The sequence below is a fragment of the Microbacterium sp. EF45047 genome, assembly GCF_028472845.1.
In the GTDB taxonomy this organism is placed as follows: Bacteria; Actinomycetota; Actinomycetes; order Actinomycetales; family Microbacteriaceae; genus Microbacterium; species Microbacterium neungamense.
The window spans coordinates 1,446,459-1,472,609 of record NZ_CP069429.1; the positions used below are offsets into that span (position 1 = coordinate 1,446,459).

Below are 26,151 nucleotides of genomic sequence, written 5' to 3' on the forward strand. Positions count from 1 at the left end.
CGACCGTCAGAACAGCATCGCCCGGCCGGGCTGCTCGAGGATGTCGGCGACGTCCTTGAGGAACCGCGCGCCTTCCGCGCCGTCCACCAGGCGGTGGTCGAAGGACAGGCTCAGCGTCATCACCTGACGCAGCGCGATCCCGCCCTCGTGCTCCCACGGCTGCCGGCGCACCGCGCCGACCGCGAGGATGCCGGACTGTCCGGGCGGCAGGATGGGCGTCCCCGCGTCGATGCCGAACACGCCGATGTTCGTGATCGAGAAGGTGCCGCCGGCGAGCTCGGCGGGGCCGGTCTTGCCGGCCCGCGCGGTCTCGGTGAGCGCCTGCAGCGCGTCGGCCAGCTCGGTGAGGGACATCCGGTCGGCGTCGCGGATGTTGGGCACGATCAGGCCGCGCTCGGTGGCGGCGGCGATGCCGAGATCGACGTAGTGGTGCTGCACGATCTCGCCGGCCTCTTCGTCCCAGCGGGCGTTCAGCGACGGGTTGCGGCCGAGCGCGAGGCAGACGGCCTTGGCGACGAGGACGAGCAGACCGATCCGGTGGCCCGAGAGCGCGCGGTCCGCCTTCAGCTGCGCGATCAGATCCATCGTCGCGGTGACGTCGACGGTGTGGAACGTGGTCACGTGCGGGGCGGTGAACACGCTCTGCACCATCGCCTGGGCGGTGTGCTTGCGCACGCCGCGGATCGGGATGCGGGTCTCCCGCTCCGGGCCGCCCAGCGCGGGGACCGCCGACGGTGCGGCGGACGGTTCCGGCGCCGTCGCGGGTGCGAGCGGGATGCCGGCGCTGTCGGCGTAGGCGTCCACGTCCTCCCGGGTGATCAGCCGGTCGCCGACCTGCGCCGCCACGAGCACGAGGTCGACGCCCCGGCGCTTGGCGTAGGCGCGCACCGGCGGCGTGGAGCGCGGGCGCTCGCCCACCACGGGCTCCGCCGCGGCGGGTGGGAGCGCGTCATGCGGCGCGGCCTCGATGACGGCGGTGTCCGCGGCGGTGGCGGCCGGTGCCGCGGATGCCCGGCGCGGCCGGCGCCGCGGCCGGTCGCCGGCCGCGGGTGCGGCGCCGTATCCGACGAGGTTGGGCTGCGCCTTCTCCCCTGCGTCCGCGGCGGCTTCTCCCGCCGTCGCGGGGTCGTGCACCGTCGCAACCTCGTGCGCCGTCTCGCCCTGCGTGCTCGTGCCGGCGTCGGCATCCGCTCGCGTGCCGGCATCCGGCGCGACCTCCGGCGACGACGCGGCCGCGGCATCGGATGCTCCCGGTGCTCCGGCATCCGGGCCGTCGCCGGCGACGTCGAAGGCGATCAGCGGCGAGCCGACGGCTACCGTCTCGCCCGCCTCGGCGTGCAGGCTGGCGACCGTCCCCGCGTAGGGCGAGGGCAGCTCGACCACGGCCTTCGCGGTCTCCACCTCGGCGAGGGTCTGGTTGAGCGCCACGGTGTCTCCGGGCTGCACCAGCCACTGCACGACCTCCGCCTCGGTGAGTCCCTCACCGAGATCGGGCAGGCGGAACTCGGCGATCATCGCTGCGTCCCCTTCCCGTCGGCGGAGCCGTCACCGGCGACGCTGAGGCTGCTGGGGCGGTCCAGCACGCGGTCCACGGCGTCGAGGATGCGGTCGAGATCGGGCAGGTGGTATTTCTCGAGCTTGGCGGGCGGATACGGGATGTCGTGGCCGGTGACCCGCAGCGGCGGCGCCTCGAGGTACTCGAAGCACAGCTCGGTGATGCTGGCGATCACCTCGGCGGCGACCCCGGCCTCACGGGACGCCTCGTGCGCGACGACCACCCTGCCGGTCCGGCGGACCGCGGCGGCCACCGTGTCGTAGTCGACCGGCGACAGCGAGCGCAGATCGATGACCTCGAGGGAGATCCCCTCGTCCTCGGCGGCCGCGGCGGCGTCGAGAGCGGTGCGCACCATGGCGCCGTACGTGATCACCGTGGCGTCCCGGCCGGGCCGGACGATCTGCGCCAGCCCCATCGGCGGGGCGTCTGCGAGCGGGGCGGCCAGATCGACCTCGTCCTTGTGGTGGTACAGCCGTTTCGGCTCGAAGAAGACGACCGGGTCGTCCGAGGCGATCGCCTGGCGCAGGCAGCGGTACGCGTCCTGCGGGTTGGACACGGCGACCACCCGCAGCCCGGCGGTGTGCACGAAGTACGCCTCGGGCGATTCGGAGTGGTGCTCGGCCGCGCCGATGCCGCCGGCCCACGGGACGCGGATCGTGATCGGCATCCGCACCCGTCCCTGCGTGCGGCAGTGCAGCTTCGCCACCTGCGAGACGATCTGATCGAACGCGGGGTAGACGAAGCCGTCGAACTGGATCTCGACGACCGGCCGGTAGCCGCGGAAGGCGAGCCCGACCGCGGTGCCGACGATGCCGGACTCCGCCAGCGGCGTGTCGATCACGCGCTTGGGGCCGAACTGGTCGAGCAGCCCGTCGGTGATCCGGAAGACCCCGCCGAGGCGGCCGATGTCCTCGCCCAGCAGCACCACCTTGTCGTCGTCGAGCATGGCCTGGCGCAGGCCCGCGTTCAGGGCCTTGCCGAGCGTGAGCTGGACCATGTCACGCCTCCGCGAAGGTGTCGAGGTAGGCCCGGTACTGCTCGCGCTGACGGGCGAGCCCGGAGTGCGGCTCGGCGTAGACGCCGTCGAAGACGGCCAGCGGCGGGCGCGTCGTCATGCCCAGGCAGGCGGCGCGCATCTCACGGGCGGCGGCATCCGCGGCCTCCTGCACGGCGGCGAGGTGCGCCTCGTCGAGCTGACCGGCGGCGCGCAGGTGCGCCTCGAGGCGGGTGATCGGGTCGCGTCGGCGCCATGCCTCCAGCTCGGCATCGTCGCGGTAGCGCTTCGGGTCGTCGGCGGTGGTGTGCGGCCCCATCCGGTACGTCACGGCCTCCAGGTACGCCGGGCCCTTGCCGGAGCGGGCGTGTTCGAGCGCCCAGCGCATCGCGGCCAGGCACGCCAGCACGTCGTTGCCGTCGACGCGCAGGCTCGGGATGCCGAACCCGGGCGCGCGTCCGGCGAGCGGGTACTGCGACTGCAGGCCGACCGGCTCGGAGATCGCCCAGTGGTTGTTCTGGCACACGAAGACGACCGGGGCGCGGTACGAGGACGCGAAGATCATCGCCTCGTTCACATCGCCCTGGCTGGTCGCGCCGTCGCCGAAGTAGGCCACGGCCACCTCGTCGATGCCCTCGTTGCGGATGCCGAGGGCATAGCCGGCCGCGTGCAGCGTCTGCGCGCCGATGATGATCTGCAGCGGCGCCATGCGCAGCGCCGCGGGGTCGTAGGCCGCCCCCTCCTCGCCGCGCCACATGCGCACGTAGTCGCCGGGCTGGGCGCCGCGGACGTACATGACGCCGGTCTCCCGGTAGCTCGGGAAGACGAAGTCCTGGGGGGCGAGGGCGCGGGCCGTGCCGATCTGCGCGGCCTCCTGGCCCTGGCAGGGCGCCCACAGCCCGAGCTGGCCCTGACGCTGCAGGGCGACGCCCTCGGCGTCGATGCGGCGCAGCACGACCATGTCGCGGTGCAGGTCCCGGAGGGTCTGCGGGGTGAGGTCCGTGAGATGTCGGTCCAGCTGGGGATTCGGCACGCGGGAGCCGTCCGGAGCGAGGATCCGTTCGGCGAGTTCGAGATCGTGAGCGGTGTCCACGATCGGTGCGGTGTGCGGTGACATCGGTGTCCTCCTGACGTGCTGCCCTTGTGGGGCGTCCACGGCGACCGACGGCATCGTCGGCCCTGATTCGAGGGTACGTCCGTGTGACACCTCGCTCAAGCATGTCCGGGGCCGGTGAGCATGTTGCCCAGGCGGTGGCCGGTGCCGCCTGCTATCGTGTGGCACTATGCCCGCGCTCGACCGCACCGATCTCGATCTGCTCACCGCGCTCGCCGAGAACCCCCGGATCACCGTGGTGGCCCTCGCCGAGCGGCTCCGGCTGTCCCGCAACACCATCCAGGCGCGGATGAGCAGGCTCGAGCAGACGGGGGTGTTCCAGTCCTACGAGCGGTCGTTCTCGACCGAGGTGCTGGGGTTCCCGCTGCAGGCGTTCATCAGCATCGGCGTGCGCCAGACGGAGCTGCCGCAGATCATCTCCGAGCTGGCCCGCGTGCCGGAGATCGTGCAGGCGCACGGGCTGAGCGGCTCGGTCGATCTGCTCGCCCGGGTGGCCTGCCGCGACGCGCGCCACCTGTTCGACACGGACGCCCGCATCCTCTCGATCGACGGCGTGGAGCGCACCGAGACCTCGCTGGCGATGGGCGAGGTGATCCCGTTCCGCGTCGCCGGGCTCATCGGCCTGGCGCGACGGGAAGCCTGAGGAAGCGACGGATCGCGGCGGCCGCCTCGGCCGGCGTCTCGTAGTGGATGAGATGCCCGACGTCGGCGATCTCGACGAGCTCGGCGTGCGGGAACATCGTCGCGAGCCTCCGCTCCGCCTCGATCGGGGTGATGTCGTCCCGCTGCGCCGCGATCAGCAGCGTGGGCACGTCGATGCGGGGGGCGAAGGCGCGCACGTCGTGCGAGACGCTGGTGACGAAGGCGTCGTGCAGCTGGTCGCGATCGGCGAACCGCGAGAAATACGTGTCGTGCTGGTCGTGGATGAAACGGCGGAGCACCGGATCCTTCGTCTTCGCCATGGCGATGCTCATCGCGCGCACGATGAGCGGATGCCGCAGCAGGGCGGTTCCGAGCCGCTCGGGCAGGCGGGCGCCGAGCGTGTAGTAGAGGATGGCGAGCCGGGTGAGCAGCCCCTTCGGCCCCTCCAGGGCCGGGGCGCCGATCGGGTTGATCAGGATGAGGCGCGGCGTCCGCAGGCCCTCCGCGACGGCCGCAGAGGCGACGATCGAGCCGAAGGAGTGGCCGAGGACCACGGCCCCCGGGGCGACCGCGGCGGTGAACGCGGTGAGCCAGCCGGTGTACGCCTCGAGGTCGTGCCGGCCGGAGGTCAGCGGCGGTGTCTCCCCGAATCCGGGGAGGTCGGGTGAGAGCACCCGGACCCCGGGCAGGAAGGCGATCACCGGCTCGAGGCCGTGGTGCTCGCCGCGGAAGCCGTGCACGGCCACGATCGTGGCCGCGGCTTCCGCGGGAGGCGGCCCGTAGACCCAGTACGCCGTGACGGAGCCGTCGATCTCCACCTCACGCCGTTCGACCGGGACCTCCGCGAGGCGCGCAGCGTAGGGGGAGGTCGCGGGCATGCTCCGAGTCTACGGGGCGGTGTCGGAGCCCACGCTTACCCTGTCGCCATGACCCACGCAGCGCAGCTCCCGTCCTGGATCACCCGGGTCGGCGTGTTCGACCTGGAGACGACCGGTGTCGACGTGACCGCCGACCGCATCGTCACCGCCCACGTCGGCGTGCTCGACGCCCGCGGGCGGGAGATCGCCGCGCGGGACTGGCTGGCCGATCCTGGGGTGGAGATCCCGGAGGGCGCCGCAGCGGTGCACGGCATCACCACGGCGCACGCCCGGGCGCACGGCCGGCCGGCGGCCGAGGTCGTCGCCGAGATCACCCGGGCGCTGCGCGCCCTGCTCGCGCAGGGTCTGCCCATCGTGGTGTACAACGCGTCGTACGACTTCTCCCTGCTCGCGCACGAGGCACGGCGGCACGGTGTTCCGGAGCTGGTGGATCCCGCGCCGGTGATCGACCCGTTCGTGATCGACAAGGCCTACGACCGCTACCGGCCGGGGAAGCGCACGCTCGAGATCGTGGCCGCGCACTACGCGGTCGGACTGGACGCCGCACACGAGGCGTCCGCGGATGCGGTCGCCGCGGGGCGCGTGGCGCAGGCTCTCGCCCGCCGGTTCCCGCTGCCGGACTCGCCGGTCGAGCTGCACACCCGGCAGATCGCGTGGGCGCGGGCGCAGGCGTCCAGCCTGACCGAATACTTCATCAGGATCGGCCGGCTGGACCCGGAACAGACCGTGGACGGCACCTGGCCGGTCCGCGGGGAATCCGCCTGAGTCCCCGCTCCGGATCCGGCGGGGTCGGGGCGGGTTTTCGCGTTCGGGGCGCACGTACCCCGCCCCGAACGCAGGAATCCGCCCCGAACGGATGCGGAGGGAGAAGAGAGGCCCCGGGATAGAGTAAGCATCCCGGGGCCACCGTCCCAGCATGGCAAAGGAGAAGCGAGAATGGAACTACTCACGTGGATCGTCTCCGCGGCGGCCCTCGGCGTCTCGCTCGCGGCGCTCACCGTCGCCATCCGCGGTGCGCGCAAAGCCCGCCGCTGAACGCACCCGACCCCGATGGCCTGGCCACCGCCCCGCGGTTCGCAGGCTGGGAGATCGGCGCCCCTCGCTTTCATGACCCGCGGTAGCATCGCGAGGCCCTGACCCGCTCCCGAAGAGACCGAATCTCCTCACGCGCGCGGTCTCATCGGCCACGCAGAAGGCCCCCACCTCGGAATCGAGGATGGGGGCCTTCTTGATGTCTGTCCGGGGACTATCCCGGTGACACGCCGTATGGGACTTAGCGTCCGCCGAAGTTCTTGAAGCGCTGGTTGAACTTCTCCACGCGGCCGGCGGAGTCCATGATGCGCTGCTTGCCCGTGTAGAACGGGTGCGAGGCAGAGGAGATCTCGACGTCGATGACGGGGTACTCCACACCGTCCAGCTCGATCGTCTTGTCGCTGGTCACGGTGGAGCGGGTGAGGAAGGTCTCGCCCGAGCCGAGGTCGCGGAACACGACGGCCTGGTAGTCGGGGTGAATGTCAGTCTTCATGCGGAATCCTTGGATCGCGGAGGGTGTACTTCGGAAAGCCGGAGGGCGCAAGATGCACCAAGGGTCGATTCTATCAGTTGTTGGGCGGGGACAGAAACCCGTCAGGCGGCGCGGGCCGCGAAGCGGCCGCCCTCGGCGGACAGCGCGATCGGCATCCCGAACGCCTCGCTGAGCGAGTCGGACGTGAGCGTCTCCTCGATCGGGCCGGATGCCACCACCCGCCCCTCTCGCAGCAGCAGCATGTGGGTGAACCCGACCGGGATCTCCTCCACGTGGTGGGTGACCATCACCATCGCCGGCGTCGTCGGCGAGCCGGCGTAGCCGCCGAGCAGGCTGAGCAGCTCCTCGCGGGACCCGAGATCGAGGCTCGCGGTCGGCTCGTCGAGGAGCAGCAGCTCCGGGTCGGTCATCACCGCGCGGGCGATCTGCACGCGCTTCTGCTCGCCGTCGCTGAGCGTGCCGAACAGCCGCTCGGACAGGTGCTCGAGCTTCCACTCGGCGAGCACCCGCTGGGCACGGCGCTCGTCGATGCCCTCGTACGCCTCGTTCCAGCGACCGAGCACCGAGTACGCCGCGGTGAGCACGGCGTTCAGCACCGTCTCGTCGCGGGGAACCCGGCGTGCCATCGCCGATGATGCGAAGCCGATCCGCGGCCGGATCTCGAACACGTCGGTGCGCCCGAGCGTCTCGCCGAGCACCGTCACGGTTCCCGAGGTGGGATGCAGGAGCGTGTCCGCCAACTGCAGCAGCGTCGTCTTGCCCGCGCCGTTCGGTCCGAGGATGACCCATCGCTGGTCATCCGAGACCTCCCAGGTCACGTGATCGACGATGTTGCGCCCCTCGCGGCGCACGACGACATCGGTGAGTTCCAGAGCACTCGGCATGCCGCCAGCCTATCGCTCAGGCCGTCAGCTCCTCGTAGAGCGCGCGCGTGGTGTCGGCGATGGCACCCCAACTGAACGCGCTGCGGGCGCGCTCGCGTCCGGCGGCGCCGTACTCGGCGGCCCGCGCGGGATCCATCGCCACCTCGCTGAGCGTCGCCGCCAGGTCCGCGACGTACCGGTCCGGGTCGACCGGGGTGCCGGTGCCGTCCTGCAGCTGCTCGATCGGCACCAGGCGCCCGGTGACGCCGTCGTCGACGACCTCCGGGATGCCGCCGGTGGCGGTGCCGACCACCGCCGCGCCGCACGCCATCGCCTCCAGGTTCACGATCCCGAGCGGCTCGTACACCGACGGGCACACGAACGTCGTGGCGGCGGTGAGGATCGCGGACAGCTCGTCGCGCGGCAGCATCCGCTCGATCCAGATGACGCCCTGGCGGGTCTGCTGGAGCACCCGCACGAGCTCCTGCACCTCGGCCATGATCTCGGGCGTGTCGGGGGCGCCGGCGCACAGCACGAGCTGCACCTCGGGCGGTAGCTGCTGGGCGGCGCGCAGGAGGTACGGCAGCCCCTTCTGCCGGGTGATCCGCCCGACGAACACGACGGACGGGCGGGACGGGTCCATGCCGATGGATGCCAGGAACTCCGGGTTCTCGACCGGCCGCCAGCGTTCCACATCGATGCCGTTGTGGATCACCCGCACCCGCTCGGGGTCGACCTGCGGGTAGCTGCGGAGGATGTCGTTGCGCATGCCGGCGCTCACGGCGATGATCGCCGCGGCGTTCTCGTAGGCGAGCCGTTCGATGCCGCTCGAGACCGCGTAGCCCCCGCCGAGCTGCTCGGCCTTCCAGGGCCGCAGCGGCTCAAGGCTGTGCGCCGTGAGCACGTGCGGGATGCCGTGCAGCTGCGAAGCGAGGTGTCCGGCGAAGTTCGCGTACCAGGTGTGGCTGTGCACGACGTCGGCGCCGGCGATGTCGCCGACCATGGTGAGATCCGTGCCGAGCGTCTGCACGGCGGCGTTCGCGCCGGCGAGCTCGACCGGCGTCCGATAGGCGTGCGTGCCCGGTTCTCCGCGCTCCGCTCCGAACGCGCGCACCTGCACGTCGATGCTCCGGCGGAGGGCCGCGACGAGCTCCGCGACGTGCACGCCGGCACCGCCGTAGATCTCCGGCGGATACTCCTTCGTCACGATGTCGACTCTCATGACTGAACGCTAGTACACGACGGGATTCGCCCTCTATGGTGGAACCATGTCGGCACCAAAGAAGGTCTTCGGGATCATCCTCGCCGGTGGCGAGGGCAAGCGACTCATGCCTCTCACAGCGGATCGAGCCAAACCCGCGGTGCCCTTCGGGGGGCAGTACCGCCTCATCGACTTCGCGATATCCAACCTGATCAACTCGGGGCTGCGGCAGATCGTCGTGCTGACGCAGTACAAGTCCCACAGCCTCGACCGGCACATCTCCCAGACCTGGCGGCTTTCCGCGCTGCTGAACTCGTACGTGGCGTCGGTGCCGGCCCAGCAGCGGCTCGGCAAGCGCTGGTTCTCAGGGTCGGCGGACGCGATCCTGCAGAGCCTCAACCTGATCGTCGACGAGAAGCCGGACATCGTCGTGGTCATTGGCGCCGACCACGTGTACCGGATGGACTTCATGCAGATGGTCCAGGCGCACATCGAGTCCGGCGCGGCCGCCACCGTGGCCGGCATCCGTCAGCCGCTCGCGCTGGCCTCGCAGTTCGGCGTGATCGACGCGGATGCCGAAACCGGCCGCATCCGGCAGTTCCTGGAGAAGCCGACGGATGCCACGGGGCTGACCGACTCCCCCAACGAGGTGCTCGCCTCGATGGGCAACTACGTGTTCGACGCGGATGCCCTCGTCGCCGCGGTCGAGGCGGACGGGGAGTCCGCGACGAGCGGGCACGACATGGGCGGCGACATCATCCCCTACTTCGTCGACCGCGGCGAAGCCGGGTATTACGACATGAAGCAGAACGACGTCCCGGGCTCGTCGCCACGCGACCGCTCGTACTGGCGCGATGTGGGGACCATCGAGTCGTTCTTCGACGCGCACATGGACCTCATCTCCACGCTGCCCGTGTTCAACCTGTACAACACGGACTGGCCGATCCACGCGCAGTCGGTGAACTCGCCGCCGGCGAAATTCGTGCGCGACTCGGTGGGCCGGATCGGGAACGCGATCGACTCGATCGTCTCGCTCGGCTCGGTCCTCTCCGGCACGCATCTGGAGCGCAGCGTGGTCGGGCCGTGGACGCTCGCCGCGGGCGGGTCGACGATCACGGACTCCGTGCTGTTCGACGGGGTGCGGGTCGGTGCCGGGGCGCGCGTGCGCCGGGCGATCCTGGACAAGAACGTGGTGCTCGAGGACGGAGCGACGGTCGGTGTGGACCGGGAGCGCGACCTGGAGCGCGGTTACACGGTGACCGAGTCCGGGATCACGGTGGTGGGCAAGGGCGTGCACGTCGCGCGCTGACCGCTACGCTCGATCGGGTGACCGCAGCGCGCTTCCTCGTCGTCCTCGATGCCGATTCCACGCTCATCCAGGATGAGGTGATCGAACTCCTCGCCGAGGAGGCCGGCCGGCGCGAGCAGGTGCAGGCCGCGACGGAGGCGGCCATGCGCGGCGAGGTGGACTTCGCCGCCAGCCTGCGCTCGCGGGTGGCGGCGCTCGAGGGAGTGCCGGAGACGGCCTTCGAGACGGTCCGCGCGCGGGTGCGTCCGACCCCCGGCGTCCACGAGCTGATCGAGGCGGTGCATGAGCGCGGCGGTGTGGTCGGCGTCGTCTCGGGCGGGTTCCACGAGATCCTCGACCACATCGCGCCGGCGCTCGGCGTGGACCGCTGGCGCGCGAACCGGCTCGCGATCGCGGCGGCCGCGCTGTCAGGGCTGGTGGACGGCGCCATCGTGGATGCCGCGGCGAAGGCCGCCGCCCTCCAGGAGTGGGCGGACGAACTGGGCGTGCCGCGGCGGGCCACGATCGCGATCGGCGACGGTGCGAACGACCTGCTGATGATGGCGGCGGCCGGCCTCGGCATCGCTTTCAACGCGAAGCCCGCCGTCCGCCAGGCGGCGAGCCTCGTGGTCGGGCCGGTGGACCTGCGCGAGGTCATCCCGCTCCTGCCCTGAGCCGTCCCGGGCTCATCCCGAGCTCTGCCGTGAGCGGATGCCGGGGGCCGATGTCGGCGGCATCCCGTAGCGTCGGGGCCATGGACATCATTCTGGTTCCGGTCTCTGGCTCGACGCGTCCTCCTGGGACGAGGTGACACCAACGCTGGAGGCCGCCGGCCTCCGCCCGCATCCGATGACGATGCCTGGCGTCGACGAGCCGCACCCCGACGGGATCAGGCTCGCGGAATGGGTGGCGGCGGCGGTCGAGCGCATCGACGCGCTTCCCGGCGAGGTCGTGCTCGTGGGGCACTCCGGCGGCGGCAGCGTCGTGTGGGGTGCGGCGGATGCCCGGCCCGACCGTGTGGCGCGGGTGGTGTTCGTCGACACCGTGCCCACGCCGCCCGGCTTCCCGATCAACGACTTCGAGACCGAGGGCGAGGTGATGCCGTTCCCCGGGTGGGACTTCTTCCCCACGGAGGACGTGCACGACCTCGATGAGGAGTTGCGGGCGCGCACGCTCCCCCTCACGCGCACGATCCCGGCGCGGGTGCCGTCCGACCCGCTCGCACTGAACGACGAGGCGCGCCATCGCGTGCCGGTGACGATGCTGATGGGCGAGTACGACCGCGAGGCTCTGGAGCGCGAGCTGGAGAAGTGGGGGCCGTACGCCGACGAGTACCGCGCGATCGAGGACGTCGAGGTGACGCGGATCGGCTCGGCGCACTGGCCGCAGTTCAGCCGGCCGCAGCGGCTCGGCGAGCTGCTCGTGGAGGCGGTGAAGCGCTAGGCCCGCGGGGTGGTGCTCAGTGGCCCATCCCGAGGCCACCGTCCACCGGGATGACCGCGCCGGAGATGTAGGCGGCGTCGTCGGAGGCGAGCCAGGTCACCACGCCGGCGACCTCGTCGGCGGTCGCGAAGCGCCCCGCCGGGATGTTCGCCTTGTACTGCTTCTGGGTCTCCTCGGGCAGCTCGGCGGTCATGTCGGTCTCGATGAAGCCCGGAGCGACGACGTTCGCGGTGATCCCGCGGCCGCCCAGCTCCCGGGTGAGCGAGCGGGCGAAGCCGACCAGGCCGCTCTTGGAGGCGGCGTAGTTGACCTGGCCTGCCGAGCCGTACAGGCCGACGACGCTGGAGATGAGGATGACGCGGCCGAACCGGGCGCGCAGCATCCCCTTCGAGGCGCGCTTGACGACGCGGAAGGAGCCGCCCAGGTTCGTGGCGACGACGCTGTCGAAGTCGTCCTCCGACATCCGCATCAGCAGGGTGTCCTTGGTGATCCCGGCGTTCGCGACGACGATCTCGACCGGGCCGAGCTGCCGCTCGACCTTGGTGAAGGCGGCGTCGACGGCCGCGGCATCCGTCACGTCGGCCCGCACGGTGAGCGTCCCCTCCGGGCCCTCGCCGCTGCGGGCGGTGACCGCGACCCGGTACCCCTCGCGGACGAAGCGCTCGGCGATCGCACGACCGATGCCGCGGTTTCCGCCGGTGACGAGGACGACGCGATCCGTGCTCATGAGGGGCTCCTGCCTGTTCGTTCGGGACCGAGGACATCCTATCGGCGGGGCCGGGCGGACGCGTCCGGGCACCCCCGCGCGGCGTAGGCTGGAAGCACCGTGAAGCACACCCGACACGCCCCCGCTGTCACCTCTCTGCCGCAGGCGCCGCATGATGAGGCGAGCCACCGCGTGCGCCGGTATGCGCTCACCATGGGCATCCGGATGGTGTGCTTCCTGCTGATGGCGTTCGTGCAGCCCTACGGCTGGTGGACGTGGGTGTTCGCGATCGCCGCGGCCGTGCTGCCGTACATCGCCGTCGTCTTCGCGAACGCCGGCAGCGACAGTGTGGAGACGCGCGTGGAGTCCCCGGGCCCGCAGCTCGGCGCGCCCGCGACGACGGGACCGGAGCCGACGGCGCCGGACGTGATCACGATCCACGAGAGCCCCGACCGCGGGGATGCGCGGGCCGACGAGCGGGACGAGGGGAAGTGACCGAGGAGTTCGAGTGCTCCCGCGCGGGATGCCGGCGCACCGCGACTCATCACGTCGTGTGGCGCAACCCGCGCATCCACGGCGAGGATCGCCGCAAGATCTGGCTGGCCTGCGATGAGCACGTCGGGTATCTGGGCGACTACCTGCGTGCGCGCGACTTCCCCGTCGACGTGCGAGAGGGTCTTCCCGAGTGAGCCGGCGGATGCTGCGCTGGGGCGCCTATCTGCTGGTGGCCGCGGGCTTCGCGGTCGCCTGCGCGTTCCTGTCGCACTGGCAGTTCGACCGCAACGAAGAGCGTGCGCGCCAGATCGCGCTCGTGGAGCGGAACTACGATGCGCCCGCCGCCCCGCTCGACGCGGTGCTGGACGGCGATGAGCTCGACCCCGGTGACGAGTGGCGTCCGGTCGAACTGCACGGCGAGTATCTCGCCGATCAGCAGGTGCTGGTGCGGAACCGTCCCCACGGCGGCACGAGCGCCTTCGAGGTGCTGGTCCCGTTCCGCGACCGCAGCGGCCTGGTGCTGCTGGTGGATCGGGGCTGGGTGCCGCCGGGGGACGGCGACGCCCCGGATGCGGTCCCGGCGCCGCCCTCCGGCGAGGTGACGGTGATCGCCCGGCTGCGTCCCGGCGAGCCGCTGCCCTCCTCCGGGCGGGGCGCGCCCGAGGGACAGGTGCCGACGATCCACCTGCCGACCGTGGACGCGGCGGTCGACGCCGCGCTCGTCACGGGCGCGTACGGGCAGCTGGTGTCGGAGACGCCGCCGGCCGACCGCACGCCCGGCGGGTTCGAGTCGCCCACCGAGGACCCGGGGCCGCACCTGTCGTACGCGATCCAGTGGATCCTGTTCGCCGTGATGGGCTTCGGGTTCATCGGCTACGTGATCCGCACCGAGATCGTGAAGGCCCGCGAGGATGCCGGTGAGCGCCCCGCCCGTGCCTCTCGCCGGCGCGATCGCGACGCCGACGACGAGGACGCCCTGCTCGACGCCGCCCAGCGGTAGCCGCCCGCGGTAGCCGCCCAGCGGTAGCCACCCGCTGTAGCGGCCGGGTGCGGTTCGGGTTCAGGCGGCCAGGTCGAATCGTGCCCGGCCGCCGCGCCGGGGTGTGCGCTGAGGGTCCAGCCAGGGCGGCGGGATGAAGACCGGCGTCGCCGTCACGCCCGTCCCCTCGATGCGTATCTCCCAGCCGTCGTCGTGGATGCGGTGATGGCAGGCGACGCAGAGCAGGATGCCGTTGCTGAGATCCGTGCCTCCGCCGTCCCGCATCCACCAGCGCAGGTGATGCGCCACCACGTACCCCGGCGGTGCCCCGCAGAAAGCGCACCCGCCGTCGCGTTCGCACCTGGGCGTCCGCGGCCATCCGCCGCGCGGTCGCCGCCGAGACCGGCTGGGTGATCCCGTCGATCGTGGCCGTCCCCGCGCCGCTCTGGAGATCGGAGAGCGAGATGCGGACCACGACCGTGGTCGTCGCCAGCGTCGGCATCTTCGTGCAGCCGAGCGCGTGCCGGCAGAGGTCGGCGAGGGCGTCGGCCTGCATCTGCTTCACCGAGCGCGGCCACGATCGACGCACCGGTCTCGGGATCGAACCGCCCCTCGACCCGGATGCATCCCTCGCGGTCCTGCCGGATGATGAGGGAGCGCTCGGCACGGAGATCCCGCTCGCGCGGCTCCACGCCGTCGAGGTCGAGATACGCCTCGGCGCGGGCGATCAACTTGTGCAGCTGGTCGGGCGTGAGGCCCGGCGCCAGCTCGACGAGGTGCCATTCCATCTCGGCCGCGCTGTCCGCGTCGGCGCGGGGCGCGACACTGTCCAGCATCCGGATGATCTCCGACGCCGCGGCGACCGAGAGCTCCCCCGCGTCGAGCGCTCGCGCGACGTGCGGATGCTTGGCCGGCATCCGTTCTCCCGAGATCGACGTGCGCGGCGCCGGGCGAAGGAGTCGCGCCCGAGATCGGCGGTGGACCGCCGGGCCACCTCGGCGGCGATCTTCACATGCGCCGCCTCGACGCACCGCCGCAGCGTTCCGAACGCCGCGTTGACCGCGGCGAGTTCGGCGTCGGTCAGCGCGTCCGGCACACGGTCGCCGCCGGCCGCGATCAACGCGTCGAGCGCCTCCGCGATCCGTGTCGACGAATTTCGAGTACGGACCGCCGGCCCGGAGCCTCAGGCGAGCTCGATGAGCTCCTGGTACTCCTTGCTCCACAGGTCCTCGACCCCGTCGGGCAGGATGAGCACCCGCTCGGGGTTCAGCGACTCCACGGCGCCGGGGTCGTGGGACACCAGCACCACGGCGCCCTCGTAGTGCGCCAGCGCGCCGAGGATCTCCTCGCGGGAGGCCGGGTCGAGGTTGTTCGTGGGCTCGTCGAGCAGCAGCAGGTTCGCGGACGACACCACGAGGGTCGCCAGCGACAGTCGGGTCTTCTCGCCGCCGGAGAGCACTCCGGCGGGCTTGTGCACGTCGTCTCCGGTGAACAGGAAGGAGCCGAGCACCTTGCGCGCCTCGGTCTCGGTGAGGTCGGGCGCCGCGGAGACCATGTTCTGCAGCACGGTGCGCGAGACGTCGAGGTTCTCGTGCTCCTGGGCGTAGTAGCCGATCTTCAGGCCGTGCCCCGGCTCGAGCCGCCCGGTGTCGGGCTGGTCCACGCCGGCGAGGATCCGCAGCAGCGTCGTCTTGCCCGCGCCGTTGAGCCCGAGCACGACGACCTTCGAGCCGCGGTCGATCGCGAGGTCCACATCTGTGAAGATCTCCAGCGACCCGTACGACTTCGACAGGCCCTTCGCCTGCAGCGGCGTCTTCCCGCAGGGCGCCGGCTTCGGGAACCGGAGCTTGGCGACCTTGTCCTCCTGCCGCACCTCCTCGAGTCCCGACAGCAGCTTCTCGGCCCGCGCGAGCATCTGGTGCGCCGCCGCGGCCTTCGTCGCCTTCGCCCCGAAGCGGGCCGCCTGCAGCTGCAGCTGCGTCGCCTTCTTCTCGGCGTTCGCGCGCTCCTTCTTGCGCCGCTCCTCGTCGGCCACCCGCTGGCGCAGGTAGTTCTTCCAGTTCATGTTGTAGATGTCGATGACCTGGCGGTTGGCGTCCAGGTAGAACACCCGGTTGACCGTCTCCCCGACCAGCTCCACGTCGTGGCTGATCACGATCAGCCCGCCCTTGTAGCCCTTCAGGAAGTCCCGCAGCCAGACCACGCTGTCCGCGTCGAGGTGGTTGGTCGGCTCGTCCAGGATCATGGTCCCGGCGTCCGAGAACAGGATGCGGGCGAGCTCGATGCGCCGGCGCTGACCGCCCGACAGCGTCTTCAGCGGCTGGTCGAGGATCCGGTCCGGCAGCGAGAGGTTGTGCGCGATCGACGCCGCCTCCGCCTCGGCCGCGTAGCCGCCGAGAGCCTCGAAGCGCTCGGTGAGGTTCGCGAACCTCTTCATCGCCCTCTCGGCGACGGCGGGGTCGCCCGAGCCCATCTGCTCGGACGCCTCGCGGATGCCCAGGGTCAGCGATCCGAGCCCGCGCGCGTCCAGGATGCGGGTGCGGGCGAGCATCTCCGGGTCGCCCGAGCGCGGATCCTGCGGCAGGTACCCCAGCTCGCCGGAGCGGGTCACCTTGCCCTCCGACGGCAGCAGATCCCCCGCGAGCACCTTCGTCAGGGTCGTCTTGCCCGCGCCGTTCCGGCCCACCAGTCCGATCTTGTCCCCGTCGGCGACGCGGAAGGACACGTCGGACATGAGCACGCGCGCGCCGACGCGTATCTCGAGCTGGTCCACGGCAAGCACAGCGGGATCCGTTCTTCGTGAGGGTGGGCGGCCGAATGGCCAGCCTCCCAGTATAGGAGCCGCTTCCGGGAGCCCGGCTCAGCCGAAGTAGAGCGGGTGGTGCCGCACGCATCCCGGGTTGAACGCCGTCCCGCACGCGGGACACGCGGCCGCCGCCCGGTACGCGGCGATCCGCATCCGCTCCCCGCACACCCCGCACAGGGCGGCCTCGACCCCAGCATCCGCCTGCGTCCACGGCAGGAGCGGATGCCGGGCCGCCTCGGCGTGGCAGTGCAGGCACGGGTACCAGTCCCCGCAGCAGGCGAACCGGATCGCGACGACGTCGTGCGCGGCGCGGTAGTGGGCGCATCGCGTCTGCGGGTCGACCTCCCGCCCGCGGACCAGGACCCCGCCCACGCACACCTCGCTCACCTGCACCTCGCTCATCGGACCAGCCCCCGCGCCGCCAAAGCATCCCCCACATCGTCCGCGTGCCGCATCGTCATCACCAGCAGCGGCACCGCCGCCCGCACCCCGAGGCGCACACCGCGGGCACGCTGCGCCTCCCGCACGCGCTCCGCGAACCCCGCCACGACCGGGATCATCGCGAGCGTCAGCGACAGGGTCATCGCAACGCCCTCAGGGTCGATGCCGACCCGGCGCAGGGGCCGCAGCATCCGTCGCAGGACGTCGAGCAGCTCCCCCATCCGGGTGGTGGCGGTGACCAGATCGGCGAGCAGCAGCAGCGACACCATGCGGCCGACGGCCACGACGGCGGCATCCGCCCCGGCGAACACCCACAGCGCCCCGCCGAGCACCAGGACCAGCCAGCGCATCCGCCACCAGGACGCGGCGAGCACGCGCCACGGCAGCCGCGCGAGCGGGTACGCCGCGGTCGCCGCCGTGAGGATCGCCACCACGCTGACCGCCCCGTGCGGATACAGCGAGATCGCCAGGGCGCACAGCGCCAGCCCGGCGAGCTTCACCCCCGCCGGCATCCGGTGCAGCGGCCCTGCCCCCGGCACGAAGAGCGAGATCATCCGCACTCCGCCCGGTACGTGCGGATCACCGTCTCCGGCTCCCCCACCGCCCGCACCCGCCCGTCCTGGAACAGCACGGCCTCCTCGCAGCGCGCCGCGAGCTCGAGATCGTGCGTCACCAGCACCACCGGGATCTCCAGGCCCAGCAGCAGATCGCCGATCCGGCGGGCGTTGCGCAGGTCGAGCAGGGTCGTCGGCTCGTCGGCCACGAGCATCGCCGGCCCGCTCGCCAGCACCGACGCGATGGCCAGCAGCTGCCGCTGCCCGCCGGACAGCGCGGATGCCGGAACGTCCGCCAGCGCATCCAGGCCGTGACCGGCGAGGATCTCCCGCGCGCGGGCATCCGCCTCCCGCCGGCCCAGGCCGCGCAGCGACAGCGCCACGTCCTCCGCCGGGGTGGGCATCAGGATCTGCGCCTCGGGATTGGTGAAGACGAAGCCGACGCGCGCGCGAAGGGCCGCCGCGTCCCTCCGCGGGTCGAGGCCGAGCACGCTCAGAGCGCCGGCCGTCGGCATCCGCAGCCCGTTCAGCAGCCGGGCGAAGGACGACTTGCCGGAGCCGTTCGCGCCGATCACAGCCGTGCGCCGGGCGGTCAACCTCAGCGTGACGTCGTGCAGCACCTCACGGCCGTCGATCGTGAGTCCGACGCCGTCGGCGACGATCCCGCCGCCGGTGGCGCGGGGCTCCGCCGCGGTCTCAGGCCGCATGCGCGAGGGCCCGTGAGCCTCCGAACGCCCGCGGGTAGGCCCGGGCCAGCGCGACCGCGAGCGCCGTGGCCGCCGCCGCCTTGAGCATGTCGCCGGGCAGGAACACGAGAGCGGATGCCGCGGTCGGCAGCAGCGGCGTGCCGAGCACGGCCGCCTGCACCGGGACGCCGAACAGGTACACCACGAGGATGCCGCCCGCCACGCAGGCCAGGCCCGCGCGCCACCAGGTGAACCGACCGCGGTGCGCGATCAGCCCGATCACCACGACGCCGAAGATCCAGCCGAGCATGTACCCGGCCGTGGGCCCGGCGAAGACGCCGAGTCCGCCCCGGCCGCCGGCCAGGACCGGCAGCCCGATCGCGGCCAGTCCGAGGACGAGGAGGATCGCCAGCGGCGCGCGGCGGGGACCGAGCACGAGGCCGGCGAGCATCACGCCCAGGGTCTGCGCCGTGATCGGCACGCCGCCCGGCAGCGGCACGACCACCATGCCGAGCACCACGATGAGCGCCGCGAACACGGCGATGCGGGCGAGGTCGGCGCCGAGCGGGCGCACGGGGGTATCGGTCATCGGGGACTCCTTCGGGTAGGCGGATGCGGGAGCGGGCGGGCGCCGCGCGGACCCTTCCTGAACAGTGTTCACCTGAACGGTGTTCACTATACTCGGGATCATGTCCCCCACCCGGCACGACCGCGAGAGCGTGACCTGCGCCGCCCTCGACCTGCTCGACCGGGTCGGGCTGCCGGACCTGTCCATGCGCCGGCTGGCGGCCGAGCTCGACGTGCAGCCCAGTGCGCTGTACTGGCACGTCGCCAGCAAGCAGGAGCTGCTGGCCGCGGTCGCGGACCGCATCCTGCGCACGGTCCCCGAGCCCGACCCGGCCGCGCCCCTCGCGGACGTCGCGCGGGCCATCCGCGACTCGCTGCTCGCCTACCGCGACGGGGCGGAGGTCGTGATGAGCACGTACGCGCTGCGCCTCGGCGCCCGGCGCGCCCAGGAGGCGCTGATCGCCTCGCTCGGCACCGATGGGGACGAGGATCTCGCGGATGCCGCCTTCGAGTTCATCCTCGGTCACGCCATGCTGCTGCAGCAGCGGATGCACGCGCAGAGCATCGGGGCGGTGGAACCGGATGCCGCCGACCCGACCGCCCGCTCCGCGGAGGTGTTCGACGCGGGCATCCGCGCCTTCGCCGCGCTCAGCGCCGCCCGTCGCCCGTCCTGATCCCGTCCTCGACGCGGGTTCCGACCCGGAGCCCGTCGCGCATCCGCAGCCCGGGGACGAGGGAGAGCAGCAGCAGCGCCGCCGTGAACAGGTACACGCCGGCGAAGCCGGCCGCCGCGCACGGGAGGGCGAGGAAGACGAGGCCGCCCAGCGCGATCGCGACCGAGGAGCCGGAGGCGTCCGAGATGGACAGCGCCGAGGAGTGGAAGCCCTCGTTCGCCGGGGTCGAGTACGCGAGCGTGAGCACCGTGAGCCGCGGATAGATCAGGCCCATGCCGGCGCCGGCCAAACCCCACGCGCCGACGACGAGCCAGGGCAGGGCGCCGGTCACCGACACGGCGAGCACCCCGAGCACCGCGGCGAGGAGCAGCGGGATGGCCGATCGCGACGGTCGCGCTGAAGGCGAACCGGTCCATCAGCAGCTTCGGCACGTACGCCTCCGCGGCGAAGAACGCCCCGGTGGCGAGTCCTCGCATCAGGATGACGCTGGGCAGTCCGGCCCCGGCGCGGAGGGTGCCGCGTGGCAGCAGCGGCACGATCGCGACGCCGATCACCGCGATCGCGGCCAGCGCGACGGGCCAGCCGATCGCCGGGGGCGCCTCACCCGCCAGGCCGACCGCCACCGCGGCCGCCGCGACGACCGCCGCCAGCATCAGCCGCATGCCGATCCGGCCGCGCAGTGGTCGCTCCCCCTCCGGCGCCTGGAGGGGCACCCGGCGGAGCCTGGCCACCACGAGCAGGAAGGCCATCGCGGTGAGCACCGCGACGCCCAGGAACGCCCAGCGCCAGTGCAGGAACTCCGCCACCGCGCCGGCGAGGAACGGACCCACCATCGACGGCACCACCCAGGCGGCGGCGAAGGCGGCGAAGATGCGTCCGTGCAGCTGCGGCGGATACACCCGCGCGACGACGACATAGAGGGCGACCGTCTGTCCGCCGGCGCCGAGCCCCTGGATCAGCCGCCCGGCGATGAAGAGCTCCATGTCCGGTGCGGCGCCGGACACCACGAGCCCCGCGGTGAACAGCAGCACGGCGGTGTACAGCGGCGCCCGCGGCCCGCTCCGGTCGCTCCACGCCCCGGCGGCCACCATGCCGATGACGCTGGTGGCGAGCGTTCCCGAGAACGCCACCGCGTACAGCGCCTCCCCGTCCAGGTCGCGGCTGACGATCGGCATCACCGTGGTGACGGCGAGTGCCTCGATCGCCGCGAGGAGGATGAGGACGACCGACCCGATCGTGATGCCGAGCCGGTCGCGGTCCCAGATCGTCGCGATCGCGATCGTGCTCACCCCCGGATCCGGGCGATGCGCTCCACGGCCTCGGTGATGATCTCCGGGCTCGTGCCGAAGTTGAAGCGGACGTGGCCGCGTCCCTCCGCGCCGAAGGCCGGCCCGAAATGCAGTGCCACCTTCGCCTCGCGGAGGATGCGGCGGGCGGGGTTGTCGCCCCAGCCGAGCCCGGCGAGGTCGATCCAGGCCAGGTATCCGGCATCCGGCATCCGGTAGCGGGCCTCGGGGAGATGCTCGGCGAGCAGCGATCCCAGCAGCCGCCGGTTCTCGTCGAGTGTGAGGAGCAGGCCGTCCAGCCACTCGTCGCTCTCCGGTGCGAACGCGGCGATCGCCGCGAGCAGGCCGAACTGGCCGGTGCGCCACTCCACCTCCACGGGCAGCGCGCGCAGCAGCGCGGCGTGCTCGGCGGAGCCGGCCACCATCAGGGCGCATTTCAGGCCGGCGAGGTTGAAGGCCTTGCTGGCGCTGACCACGGCGAAGCCCACCTCGGCCGCCGCGTCTCCGGAGGCGAGGAAGGGCGTGAAGGGGACGCGGCGCTGCACCAGCGGCGCGTGGATCTCGTCAGAGACGACCGTCGCGCCGTGCTCACGGGCGAGCCGGGCGAGCGCGTCCAGCGCCTCGGCCGAGTGGACGGTGCCGGTCGGGTTGTGCGGGTTGCACAGCAGCACCGCGCGTGCGCCGGATGCCAGCGCCGCGGCGATGCCGTCCAGGTCGAGCTCCCACGCCCCGCCGGTGTCCCGCAGCGGCACCCGCTCGACGACGCCGCCGGCTTCCTCGACCAGCTCGTAGAACGGCGGATACACCGGCGGGTTCACGATCACCCGCTCCCCCGGCGCGATCACACGGCGGAGGAGCTCCACGATGCCCATGCTGACGTCCGCGGTGGAGCGCATCCGCGCGGCATCCGGGGTCCAGCCGAAACGCCGCTGCGCGAACGCCGCGTACGCCTGAGGAAGCGGGGTGCGCGAGGCGATGTACCCGGTGTCGCCGAGCCGCACGGCGTGCTCCAGGGCGCGCGCGACGGCGGGCGCCAGCGGGAAGTCCGTCTCGGCGACGAACAGCGGCAGGACGTCCTCGGGGTACTCCCGCCACTTCTCGCTGGTGCGCTGCCGCAGCTGCTCCAAGGGCAAGGCCTTCACCCGCATCGGTCCTCCAGGGTTTCGACTCGCTCCGCTTCGCGGTGCTCGCTCAACCTTGACACGCAGCCGCGTCAAGTCCGCTGCGCGGCCGTGACCCGGCTCGTGTCAAATCGCGAAGCCGAGCGCGCGCATCATGTCGCGGCCGTCGTCGGTGATCCGCTCCGGCCCCCATGGCGGCATCCACACCCAGTTGATGCGGAACCGCTCCACGACGTTGTCCAGCGCCTGCGCGGTCTGCTCCTCGAGCACGTCGGTGAGCGGGCATCCGGCGCTGGTCAGGGTCATGTGGATGACCAGGGCGTCGTTCTCCTCGTCCCACGCGAGGTCGTAGATCAGGCCGAGGTCGACGACGTTGATCCCGAGCTCCGGGTCCATGACGTCCTTCAGAGCCTCGGTGACCTCGTCGTACTTCTCCTCGGAGAGCGTCGCCGTCATGCTCCCAGCCTACGCTTCGATCGGGGCGCTGGGGTCGAGGTAGCGGTCGTACCCCTCGTCCTCGAGACGGTCGGCGAGCTCCGGGCCGCCCTCCTCGACGATCTTCCCGGCGACGACGACGTGCACGAAGTCGGGACGGATGTAGCGGAGGATGCGGGTGTAGTGAGTGATCAGCAGCACGCCGAGGTTCGTCTGCTCCTTGGCGCGGTTCACGCCCTCGGAGACGATCTTCAGCGCGTCGACGTCGAGACCGGAGTCGGTCTCGTCGAGGACGGCGAGCTTGGGCTTGAGCACCTCGAGCTGCAGGATCTCGTGGCGCTTCTTCTCGCCGCCGGAGAAGCCCTCGTTGACGTTGCGCTGCGCGAACTTCGGGTCCATGCGCAGGTTCGCCATCGCGGCCTTGACGTCCTTTGTCCACTGGCGGATCGAGGGCGCCTCGCCGTCCAGCGCGGTCTTCGCGGTGCGCAGGAAGTTCGTCACGGTGACGCCGGGGATCTCCACCGGGTACTGCATCGCGAGGAACAGGCCGGCGCGGGCGCGCTCGTCGACGCTCATCTCCAGCACGTCCTCGCCGTCGAAGGTGATCGAGCCCTGCGTGACGGTGTACTTCGGGTGACCGGCGATCGTGTAGGCGAGCGTGGACTTGCCCGAGCCGTTCGGGCCCATGATGGCGTGGGTCTCGCCGGTGCGGATGGTGAGGTCGATGCCGTTGAGGATCGGCGTGGTGCCCTCATCCGTCTCGACCGTCACGTGCAGGTCGCGGATCTCGAGAACAGACATTTCAGACTTCCTTAATCACGGTCGGGTCGATGAGCACGTCGTCGCCGTCGATCTGGACGACGTAGACCGGGACGGGCTCATAAGCGGGGAGGTTGAGGGGCTTGCCGGTGCAGAGGGAGAACGCCGAGCCGTGCGCCCAGCATTCCAGCGTCTTGCCCTCGACGAAGCCTTCGGACAGGGAGATGTCGCCGTGCGTGCAGGTGTCGCCGATCGCGTGGATCTCCCCGTCGGAGTCCTTCACGATCGCGATCGGCACGCCGTCGAGCTCGACGCGCAGCGGCGTGTCCTGCTCCAGCTCGCTGACGGAGCAGGCGCGCTGCGCGCTCACGCCGAGACCTCGCTGTGGTGCGCGACCACGGGCGTCTGCGCGAGCTCGGCCTCGATCGCGGCCAGCAGCTCCTCCTGCAGCGTCGGGATGCCGATGCGCTGGACGATGTCGGTGAGGAAGCCGAGCACGACCAGGCGGCGCGCCTCGTCCTCGGGGATGCCGCGGGCCTGCAGGTAGAACAGCTGCTCGTCGTCGAAACGACCGGTCGCGCTGGCGTGGCCGGCACCGAGGATGTCGCCGGTCTCGATCTCGAGGTTCGGGATGGAGTCGGCGCGCGCACCCTCGGTGAGAACCAGGTTGCGGTTGGCCTCGTAGGAGTCGGTGCCGACGGCATCCGGCCCGATCAGCACGTCGCCGATCCACACGCTGTGCGCGCTCTCGCCCTGCAGCGCGCCCTTGTACAGCACGTCGCCGACGGTGTGCGGGCCCTTGTGGTGCAGGTACACCTGGCTCTCCAGGTGCTGCCCGGCGTCCGCGTAGGACAGGCCGTAGAGGCGGCCCTGGGCGCCGGCGCCGGCGAGCTCCACGTTCGGGTTGACGCGCACGATGCCGCCGCCGAAGCTGACCACGACGTGGGTGAGCTCGGCGTCGCGGTCCACGCGGGCCTGGTGCGCCGCGGCGTGCACGGCGTCGTCGTCCCACTGCTGCACGGACACGACGATGAGCTTGGCGCCGTCGCGGACCAGGATCTCCACGTTCTGCGCGTACTGCGCCGATCCGCTGTGCCGCAGCAGCACGGTCGCCCGGCTGTTCGCGCCCGCCTCGATCACGAGGTGCGCGTCGGCGCGGCGCTCGGCGCCCTGGCCGGTGATCGCGACGACAACCGGCTCGTCGAGCTCCTCTTCGCGCGGGATGCTGATGTGCAGCGCCTCCTGCGCGCCCTGCCAGGCCACGGCGGAGACGACGTCCTCCGGACGGAAGAACTCTCCGCGCGGCGTGTCGCCGAAGGCGAGGCCGGCGCCAGCGAACCGCTCCGGCGTCACGGCGCAGCTGACGCCGTCGTTCGCCTCGGCGGGCTGGAACAGCGGCTTCAGCTGCGCCACCGGCGTGTGCTTCCAGTTCACCTCGCGGCCGCTCGGCGCCCCGAAGTCGGCCGGGTCGAAGGAGTGCGGCCGCTCGGAGCGGGTCTGCACCGGCCGGAACGCGGCGTTCGCCGCCTTCGCCGCCGGGTCGATGTGCGCGTTCGTGTCCTGCGCCTGCTCAGGCGCCTGCGTCGGGGCCGTCATATCAGCCGACCGATCCTTCCATGCCCATCTCGATGAGCTTGTTCAGCTCCATCGCGTACTCCATCGGCAGCTCGCGCGCGATCGGCTCGATGAAGCCGCGCACGATCATCGCCATCGCCTCGTCCTCGGGAAGGCCGCGGGACTGCAGGTAGAACAGCTGCTCCTCGCTCACCTTGGAGACGGTGGCCTCGTGGCCCAGCTGCACGTCGTCCACGCGGATGTCGATGGCCGGGTAGGTGTCCGAACGCGACTTGGTGTCCACCAGGAGCGCGTCGCAGCGCACGGTGTTGGCGGAGTGGTGCGCGTTCGCGTCGACGCGGACCTCGCCGCGGTAGCCGGCGCGGCCGCCGCCGCGGGCGATCGACTTAGAGACGATCGACGACTGCGTGTACGGCGCCATGTGGATCATCTTCGCGCCGGCGTCCTGGTGCTGGCCGGGACCGGCGAAGGCGACCGACAGGGTCTCGCCCTTGGCGTGCTCGCCCATCAGGTAGATCGACGGGTACTTCATCGTCACCTTCGAGCCGATGTTGCCGTCGACCCACTCCATGGTCGCGCCCTCGTGGGCGACGGCGCGCTTGGTGACGAGGTTGTAGACGTTGTTCGACCAGTTCTGGATCGTCGTGTAGCGCACGCGGGCGTTCTTCTTCACGATGATCTCGACGACGGCCGAGTGCAGCGAGTCCGACTTGTAGATCGGGGCGGTGCAGCCCTCGATGTAGTGGACGTAGCTGTCCTCGTCGGCGATGATCAGGGTCCGCTCGAACTGGCCCATGTTCTCGGTGTTGATCCGGAAGTAGGCCTGCAGCGGGATCTCCACGTGCACGCCCTTCGGCACGTACACGAAGGAGCCGCCCGACCAGACGGCCGTGTTCAGCGCGGCGAACTTGTTGTCCCCCGGGGGGATCACGGTGCCGAAGTACTCCTCGAAGAACTCGGGGTGCTCGCGCAGCGCGGTGTCGGTGTCCATGAAGATGACGCCCTGCGCCTCCAGGTCCTCACGGATCTGGTGGTAGACGACCTCGGACTCGTACTGCGCGGCGACGCCGGCGACCAGGCGCTGGCGCTCGGCCTCGGGGATGCCGAGCCGCTCGTAGGTGTTCTTGATGTCCTCGGGGAGCTCCTCCCAGGACTGCGCCTGCTTCTCGGTGGAGCGGACGAAGTACTTGATGTTGTCGAAGTCGATCTCGCTGAGGTCGGCGCCCCAGGTCGGCATCGGCTTGCGCTCGAAGAGCTGCAGGCCCTTGAGACGGGTCTTCAGCATCCACTCCGGCTCGCTCTTGAGCGCGGAGATGTCACGCACGACCGCCTCGGAAAGGCCGCGGCGGGCGCTGGCGCCCGCGGCGTCGGGATCGTGCCAGCCGAACTCGTACACCCCCAGACCTTCGAGCTCCGGGCGGTCGATCAGCACATCCGACATCACACACTCTCCTCTGCGGGCCGCAACGGTGTCATCCGCCCCGACACACCTGATCCCCGTCGAGTCTGCGGGAATCGGATGCCGCTGGTGGGCCCTGACCTTCGGCGCTCTCGTCGCGCCTAG

At 71.7% G+C, this 26,151-nt stretch carries 29 protein-coding genes and 2 pseudogenes; 9 read left to right on the forward strand and 22 right to left on the reverse strand.

Annotated features, from left to right (window positions below):
• Positions 1-6: 6 nt before the first annotated feature.
• Genes JRG78_RS06955 through pdhA form a run of 3 tightly spaced genes read right to left on the reverse strand, consistent with a single transcriptional unit; the run spans position 7 to position 3,666 of the window.
• On the reverse strand, positions 7-1,515 hold the full coding sequence (locus JRG78_RS06955; protein ID WP_272653231.1) for a dihydrolipoamide acetyltransferase family protein: 1,509 nt from the start codon (positions 1,513-1,515) through the stop codon (positions 7-9).
• Positions 1,512-2,552 carry an alpha-ketoacid dehydrogenase subunit beta gene (locus tag JRG78_RS06960; protein WP_272653232.1) on the reverse strand — a complete coding sequence of 347 codons (1,041 nt, stop codon included), beginning with the start codon at positions 2,550-2,552 and terminating at the stop codon, positions 1,512-1,514. The genes JRG78_RS06955 and JRG78_RS06960 overlap by 4 nt, the downstream gene beginning before the upstream one ends.
• 1 nt (position 2,553) lies before the next feature.
• Positions 2,554-3,666 (reverse strand): pyruvate dehydrogenase (acetyl-transferring) E1 component subunit alpha, encoded by a 1,113-nt coding sequence (pdhA, locus tag JRG78_RS06965; protein ID WP_272653233.1) that lies wholly within the window; start codon positions 3,664-3,666, stop codon positions 2,554-2,556.
• Between the two features lie 166 nt (positions 3,667-3,832).
• Between pdhA and JRG78_RS06970 the strand changes: the two genes are divergently transcribed.
• Positions 3,833-4,306 (forward strand): Lrp/AsnC family transcriptional regulator, encoded by a 474-nt coding sequence (locus JRG78_RS06970; RefSeq protein ID WP_272653234.1) that lies wholly within the window; start codon positions 3,833-3,835, stop codon positions 4,304-4,306.
• Here the strand turns inward: JRG78_RS06970 and JRG78_RS06975 are convergent.
• Positions 4,278-5,183, reverse strand: coding sequence for an alpha/beta fold hydrolase (locus JRG78_RS06975; RefSeq protein ID WP_272653235.1), 906 nt, complete (start codon positions 5,181-5,183; stop codon positions 4,278-4,280). The two genes, JRG78_RS06970 and JRG78_RS06975, sit on opposite strands and share 29 nt — an antisense overlap.
• A gap of 48 nt (positions 5,184-5,231) precedes the next feature.
• Here JRG78_RS06975 and JRG78_RS06980 point away from each other — a divergent pair, with 48 nt between their 5' ends.
• Positions 5,232-5,948, forward strand: coding sequence for a 3'-5' exonuclease (locus JRG78_RS06980; protein WP_272653236.1), 717 nt, complete (start codon positions 5,232-5,234; stop codon positions 5,946-5,948).
• 508 nt (positions 5,949-6,456) lie between these two features.
• Here the strand turns inward: JRG78_RS06980 and JRG78_RS06985 are convergent.
• The 3 genes from JRG78_RS06985 to glgA form a co-directional block, all read right to left on the reverse strand.
• The gene (locus tag JRG78_RS06985; protein WP_259606016.1) at positions 6,457-6,708 is read right to left on the reverse strand and encodes a type B 50S ribosomal protein L31; all 252 of its coding nucleotides are present in this window, start codon (positions 6,706-6,708) and stop codon (positions 6,457-6,459) included.
• Positions 6,709-6,809: 101 nt separating this feature from the next.
• Positions 6,810-7,592: an ABC transporter ATP-binding protein gene (locus tag JRG78_RS06990; RefSeq protein WP_272653237.1), complete on the reverse strand. Its 783-nt coding sequence runs from the start codon at positions 7,590-7,592 to the stop codon at positions 6,810-6,812.
• A 16-nt stretch (positions 7,593-7,608) separates the two neighbouring features.
• Positions 7,609-8,793 carry a glycogen synthase gene (glgA, locus tag JRG78_RS06995; RefSeq protein ID WP_259606018.1) on the reverse strand — a complete coding sequence of 395 codons (1,185 nt, stop codon included), beginning with the start codon at positions 8,791-8,793 and terminating at the stop codon, positions 7,609-7,611.
• 46 nt (positions 8,794-8,839) lie between these two features.
• On the opposite strand from glgA, the gene JRG78_RS07000 reads away from it, so the two are divergent.
• From JRG78_RS07000 to JRG78_RS07010, 3 genes are all read left to right on the forward strand, one after another.
• Positions 8,840-10,081: a glucose-1-phosphate adenylyltransferase gene (locus tag JRG78_RS07000; protein WP_272653238.1), complete on the forward strand. Its 1,242-nt coding sequence runs from the start codon at positions 8,840-8,842 to the stop codon at positions 10,079-10,081.
• A gap of 17 nt (positions 10,082-10,098) precedes the next feature.
• Positions 10,099-10,734 carry a phosphoserine phosphatase SerB gene (serB, locus tag JRG78_RS07005; RefSeq protein WP_259606019.1) on the forward strand — a complete coding sequence of 212 codons (636 nt, stop codon included), beginning with the start codon at positions 10,099-10,101 and terminating at the stop codon, positions 10,732-10,734.
• Positions 10,735-10,867: 133 nt separating this feature from the next.
• Positions 10,868-11,503, forward strand: a complete 636-nt coding sequence (locus tag JRG78_RS07010; RefSeq protein WP_272653239.1) for an alpha/beta fold hydrolase — start codon at positions 10,868-10,870, stop codon at positions 11,501-11,503.
• A gap of 16 nt (positions 11,504-11,519) precedes the next feature.
• On the opposite strand, the gene fabG is transcribed toward JRG78_RS07010, so the two are convergent.
• Positions 11,520-12,230, reverse strand: a complete 711-nt coding sequence (gene fabG / locus JRG78_RS07015) for a 3-oxoacyl-ACP reductase FabG (RefSeq protein WP_272653240.1) — start codon at positions 12,228-12,230, stop codon at positions 11,520-11,522.
• 99 nt (positions 12,231-12,329) lie between these two features.
• On the opposite strand from fabG, the gene JRG78_RS07020 reads away from it, so the two are divergent.
• Genes JRG78_RS07020 through JRG78_RS07030 form a run of 3 tightly spaced genes read left to right on the forward strand, consistent with a single transcriptional unit; the run spans position 12,330 to position 13,704 of the window.
• On the forward strand, positions 12,330-12,704 hold the full coding sequence (locus tag JRG78_RS07020) for a DUF3099 domain-containing protein (RefSeq protein WP_259606022.1): 375 nt from the start codon (positions 12,330-12,332) through the stop codon (positions 12,702-12,704).
• Positions 12,701-12,898, forward strand: a complete 198-nt coding sequence (locus JRG78_RS07025) for a hypothetical protein (RefSeq protein WP_259606023.1) — start codon at positions 12,701-12,703, stop codon at positions 12,896-12,898. The genes JRG78_RS07020 and JRG78_RS07025 overlap by 4 nt, the downstream gene beginning before the upstream one ends.
• Entirely contained in the window at positions 12,895-13,704 is an 810-nt protein-coding gene (locus JRG78_RS07030; protein ID WP_259606024.1) for an SURF1 family cytochrome oxidase biogenesis protein, read from the forward strand. The genes JRG78_RS07025 and JRG78_RS07030 overlap by 4 nt, the downstream gene beginning before the upstream one ends.
• Positions 13,705-13,764: 60 nt before the next feature.
• Here JRG78_RS07030 and JRG78_RS12715 read toward each other — a convergent pair whose 3' ends face one another.
• From JRG78_RS12715 to JRG78_RS07060, 7 genes and pseudogenes are all read right to left on the reverse strand, one after another.
• Positions 13,765-13,968 carry an HNH endonuclease gene (locus JRG78_RS12715; RefSeq protein ID WP_432806393.1) on the reverse strand — a complete coding sequence of 68 codons (204 nt, stop codon included), beginning with the start codon at positions 13,966-13,968 and terminating at the stop codon, positions 13,765-13,767.
• Positions 13,969-14,089: 121 nt separating this feature from the next.
• Positions 14,090-14,239, reverse strand: a pseudogene (locus JRG78_RS12720) (HNH endonuclease); the annotation flags it as partial.
• A 627-nt stretch (positions 14,240-14,866) separates the two neighbouring features.
• Positions 14,867-16,465 carry a ribosomal protection-like ABC-F family protein gene (gene abc-f / locus JRG78_RS07040; RefSeq protein WP_272653242.1) on the reverse strand — a complete coding sequence of 533 codons (1,599 nt, stop codon included), beginning with the start codon at positions 16,463-16,465 and terminating at the stop codon, positions 14,867-14,869.
• Positions 16,466-16,543: 78 nt separating this feature from the next.
• Positions 16,544-16,891, reverse strand: coding sequence for a CHY zinc finger protein (locus JRG78_RS07045; RefSeq protein ID WP_259606026.1), 348 nt, complete (start codon positions 16,889-16,891; stop codon positions 16,544-16,546).
• Complete coding sequence (locus JRG78_RS07050) at positions 16,888-17,484, reverse strand: energy-coupling factor transporter transmembrane component T family protein (protein WP_272653243.1); 597 nt, start codon at positions 17,482-17,484, stop codon at positions 16,888-16,890. Before JRG78_RS07050 ends, JRG78_RS07045 begins: the two co-directional genes overlap by 4 nt.
• On the reverse strand, positions 17,481-18,191 hold the full coding sequence (locus tag JRG78_RS07055; protein WP_272653244.1) for an energy-coupling factor ABC transporter ATP-binding protein: 711 nt from the start codon (positions 18,189-18,191) through the stop codon (positions 17,481-17,483). The genes JRG78_RS07050 and JRG78_RS07055 overlap by 4 nt, the downstream gene beginning before the upstream one ends.
• Entirely contained in the window at positions 18,181-18,759 is a 579-nt protein-coding gene (locus JRG78_RS07060; RefSeq protein ID WP_272653245.1) for a biotin transporter BioY, read from the reverse strand. The genes JRG78_RS07055 and JRG78_RS07060 overlap by 11 nt, the downstream gene beginning before the upstream one ends.
• Positions 18,760-18,859: 100 nt before the next feature.
• Here JRG78_RS07060 and JRG78_RS07065 point away from each other — a divergent pair, with 100 nt between their 5' ends.
• Positions 18,860-19,411 (forward strand): TetR family transcriptional regulator, encoded by a 552-nt coding sequence (locus JRG78_RS07065; protein WP_259606030.1) that lies wholly within the window; start codon positions 18,860-18,862, stop codon positions 19,409-19,411.
• Between the two features lie 503 nt (positions 19,412-19,914).
• Here the strand turns inward: JRG78_RS07065 and JRG78_RS07070 are convergent.
• The 7 genes and pseudogenes from JRG78_RS07070 to sufB form a co-directional block, all read right to left on the reverse strand.
• Positions 19,915-20,586: pseudogene (locus tag JRG78_RS07070) on the reverse strand (MFS transporter); the annotation flags it as partial.
• A 110-nt stretch (positions 20,587-20,696) separates the two neighbouring features.
• Positions 20,697-21,845 carry a MalY/PatB family protein gene (locus tag JRG78_RS07075; RefSeq protein WP_272653246.1) on the reverse strand — a complete coding sequence of 383 codons (1,149 nt, stop codon included), beginning with the start codon at positions 21,843-21,845 and terminating at the stop codon, positions 20,697-20,699.
• A gap of 99 nt (positions 21,846-21,944) precedes the next feature.
• Positions 21,945-22,274 (reverse strand): metal-sulfur cluster assembly factor, encoded by a 330-nt coding sequence (locus JRG78_RS07080; RefSeq protein ID WP_272653247.1) that lies wholly within the window; start codon positions 22,272-22,274, stop codon positions 21,945-21,947.
• 9 nt (positions 22,275-22,283) lie between these two features.
• Positions 22,284-23,054 (reverse strand): Fe-S cluster assembly ATPase SufC, encoded by a 771-nt coding sequence (sufC, locus tag JRG78_RS07085; RefSeq protein ID WP_259606033.1) that lies wholly within the window; start codon positions 23,052-23,054, stop codon positions 22,284-22,286.
• Between the two features lies 1 nt (position 23,055).
• Complete coding sequence (locus tag JRG78_RS07090) at positions 23,056-23,382, reverse strand: non-heme iron oxygenase ferredoxin subunit (RefSeq protein ID WP_259606034.1); 327 nt, start codon at positions 23,380-23,382, stop codon at positions 23,056-23,058.
• Positions 23,379-24,608: a Fe-S cluster assembly protein SufD gene (gene sufD, locus JRG78_RS07095; RefSeq protein WP_272653248.1), complete on the reverse strand. Its 1,230-nt coding sequence runs from the start codon at positions 24,606-24,608 to the stop codon at positions 23,379-23,381. Before sufD ends, JRG78_RS07090 begins: the two co-directional genes overlap by 4 nt.
• Position 24,609: 1 nt before the next feature.
• Positions 24,610-26,028: a Fe-S cluster assembly protein SufB gene (gene sufB / locus JRG78_RS07100; RefSeq protein WP_259606036.1), complete on the reverse strand. Its 1,419-nt coding sequence runs from the start codon at positions 26,026-26,028 to the stop codon at positions 24,610-24,612.
• Positions 26,029-26,151 lie beyond the last annotated feature (123 nt).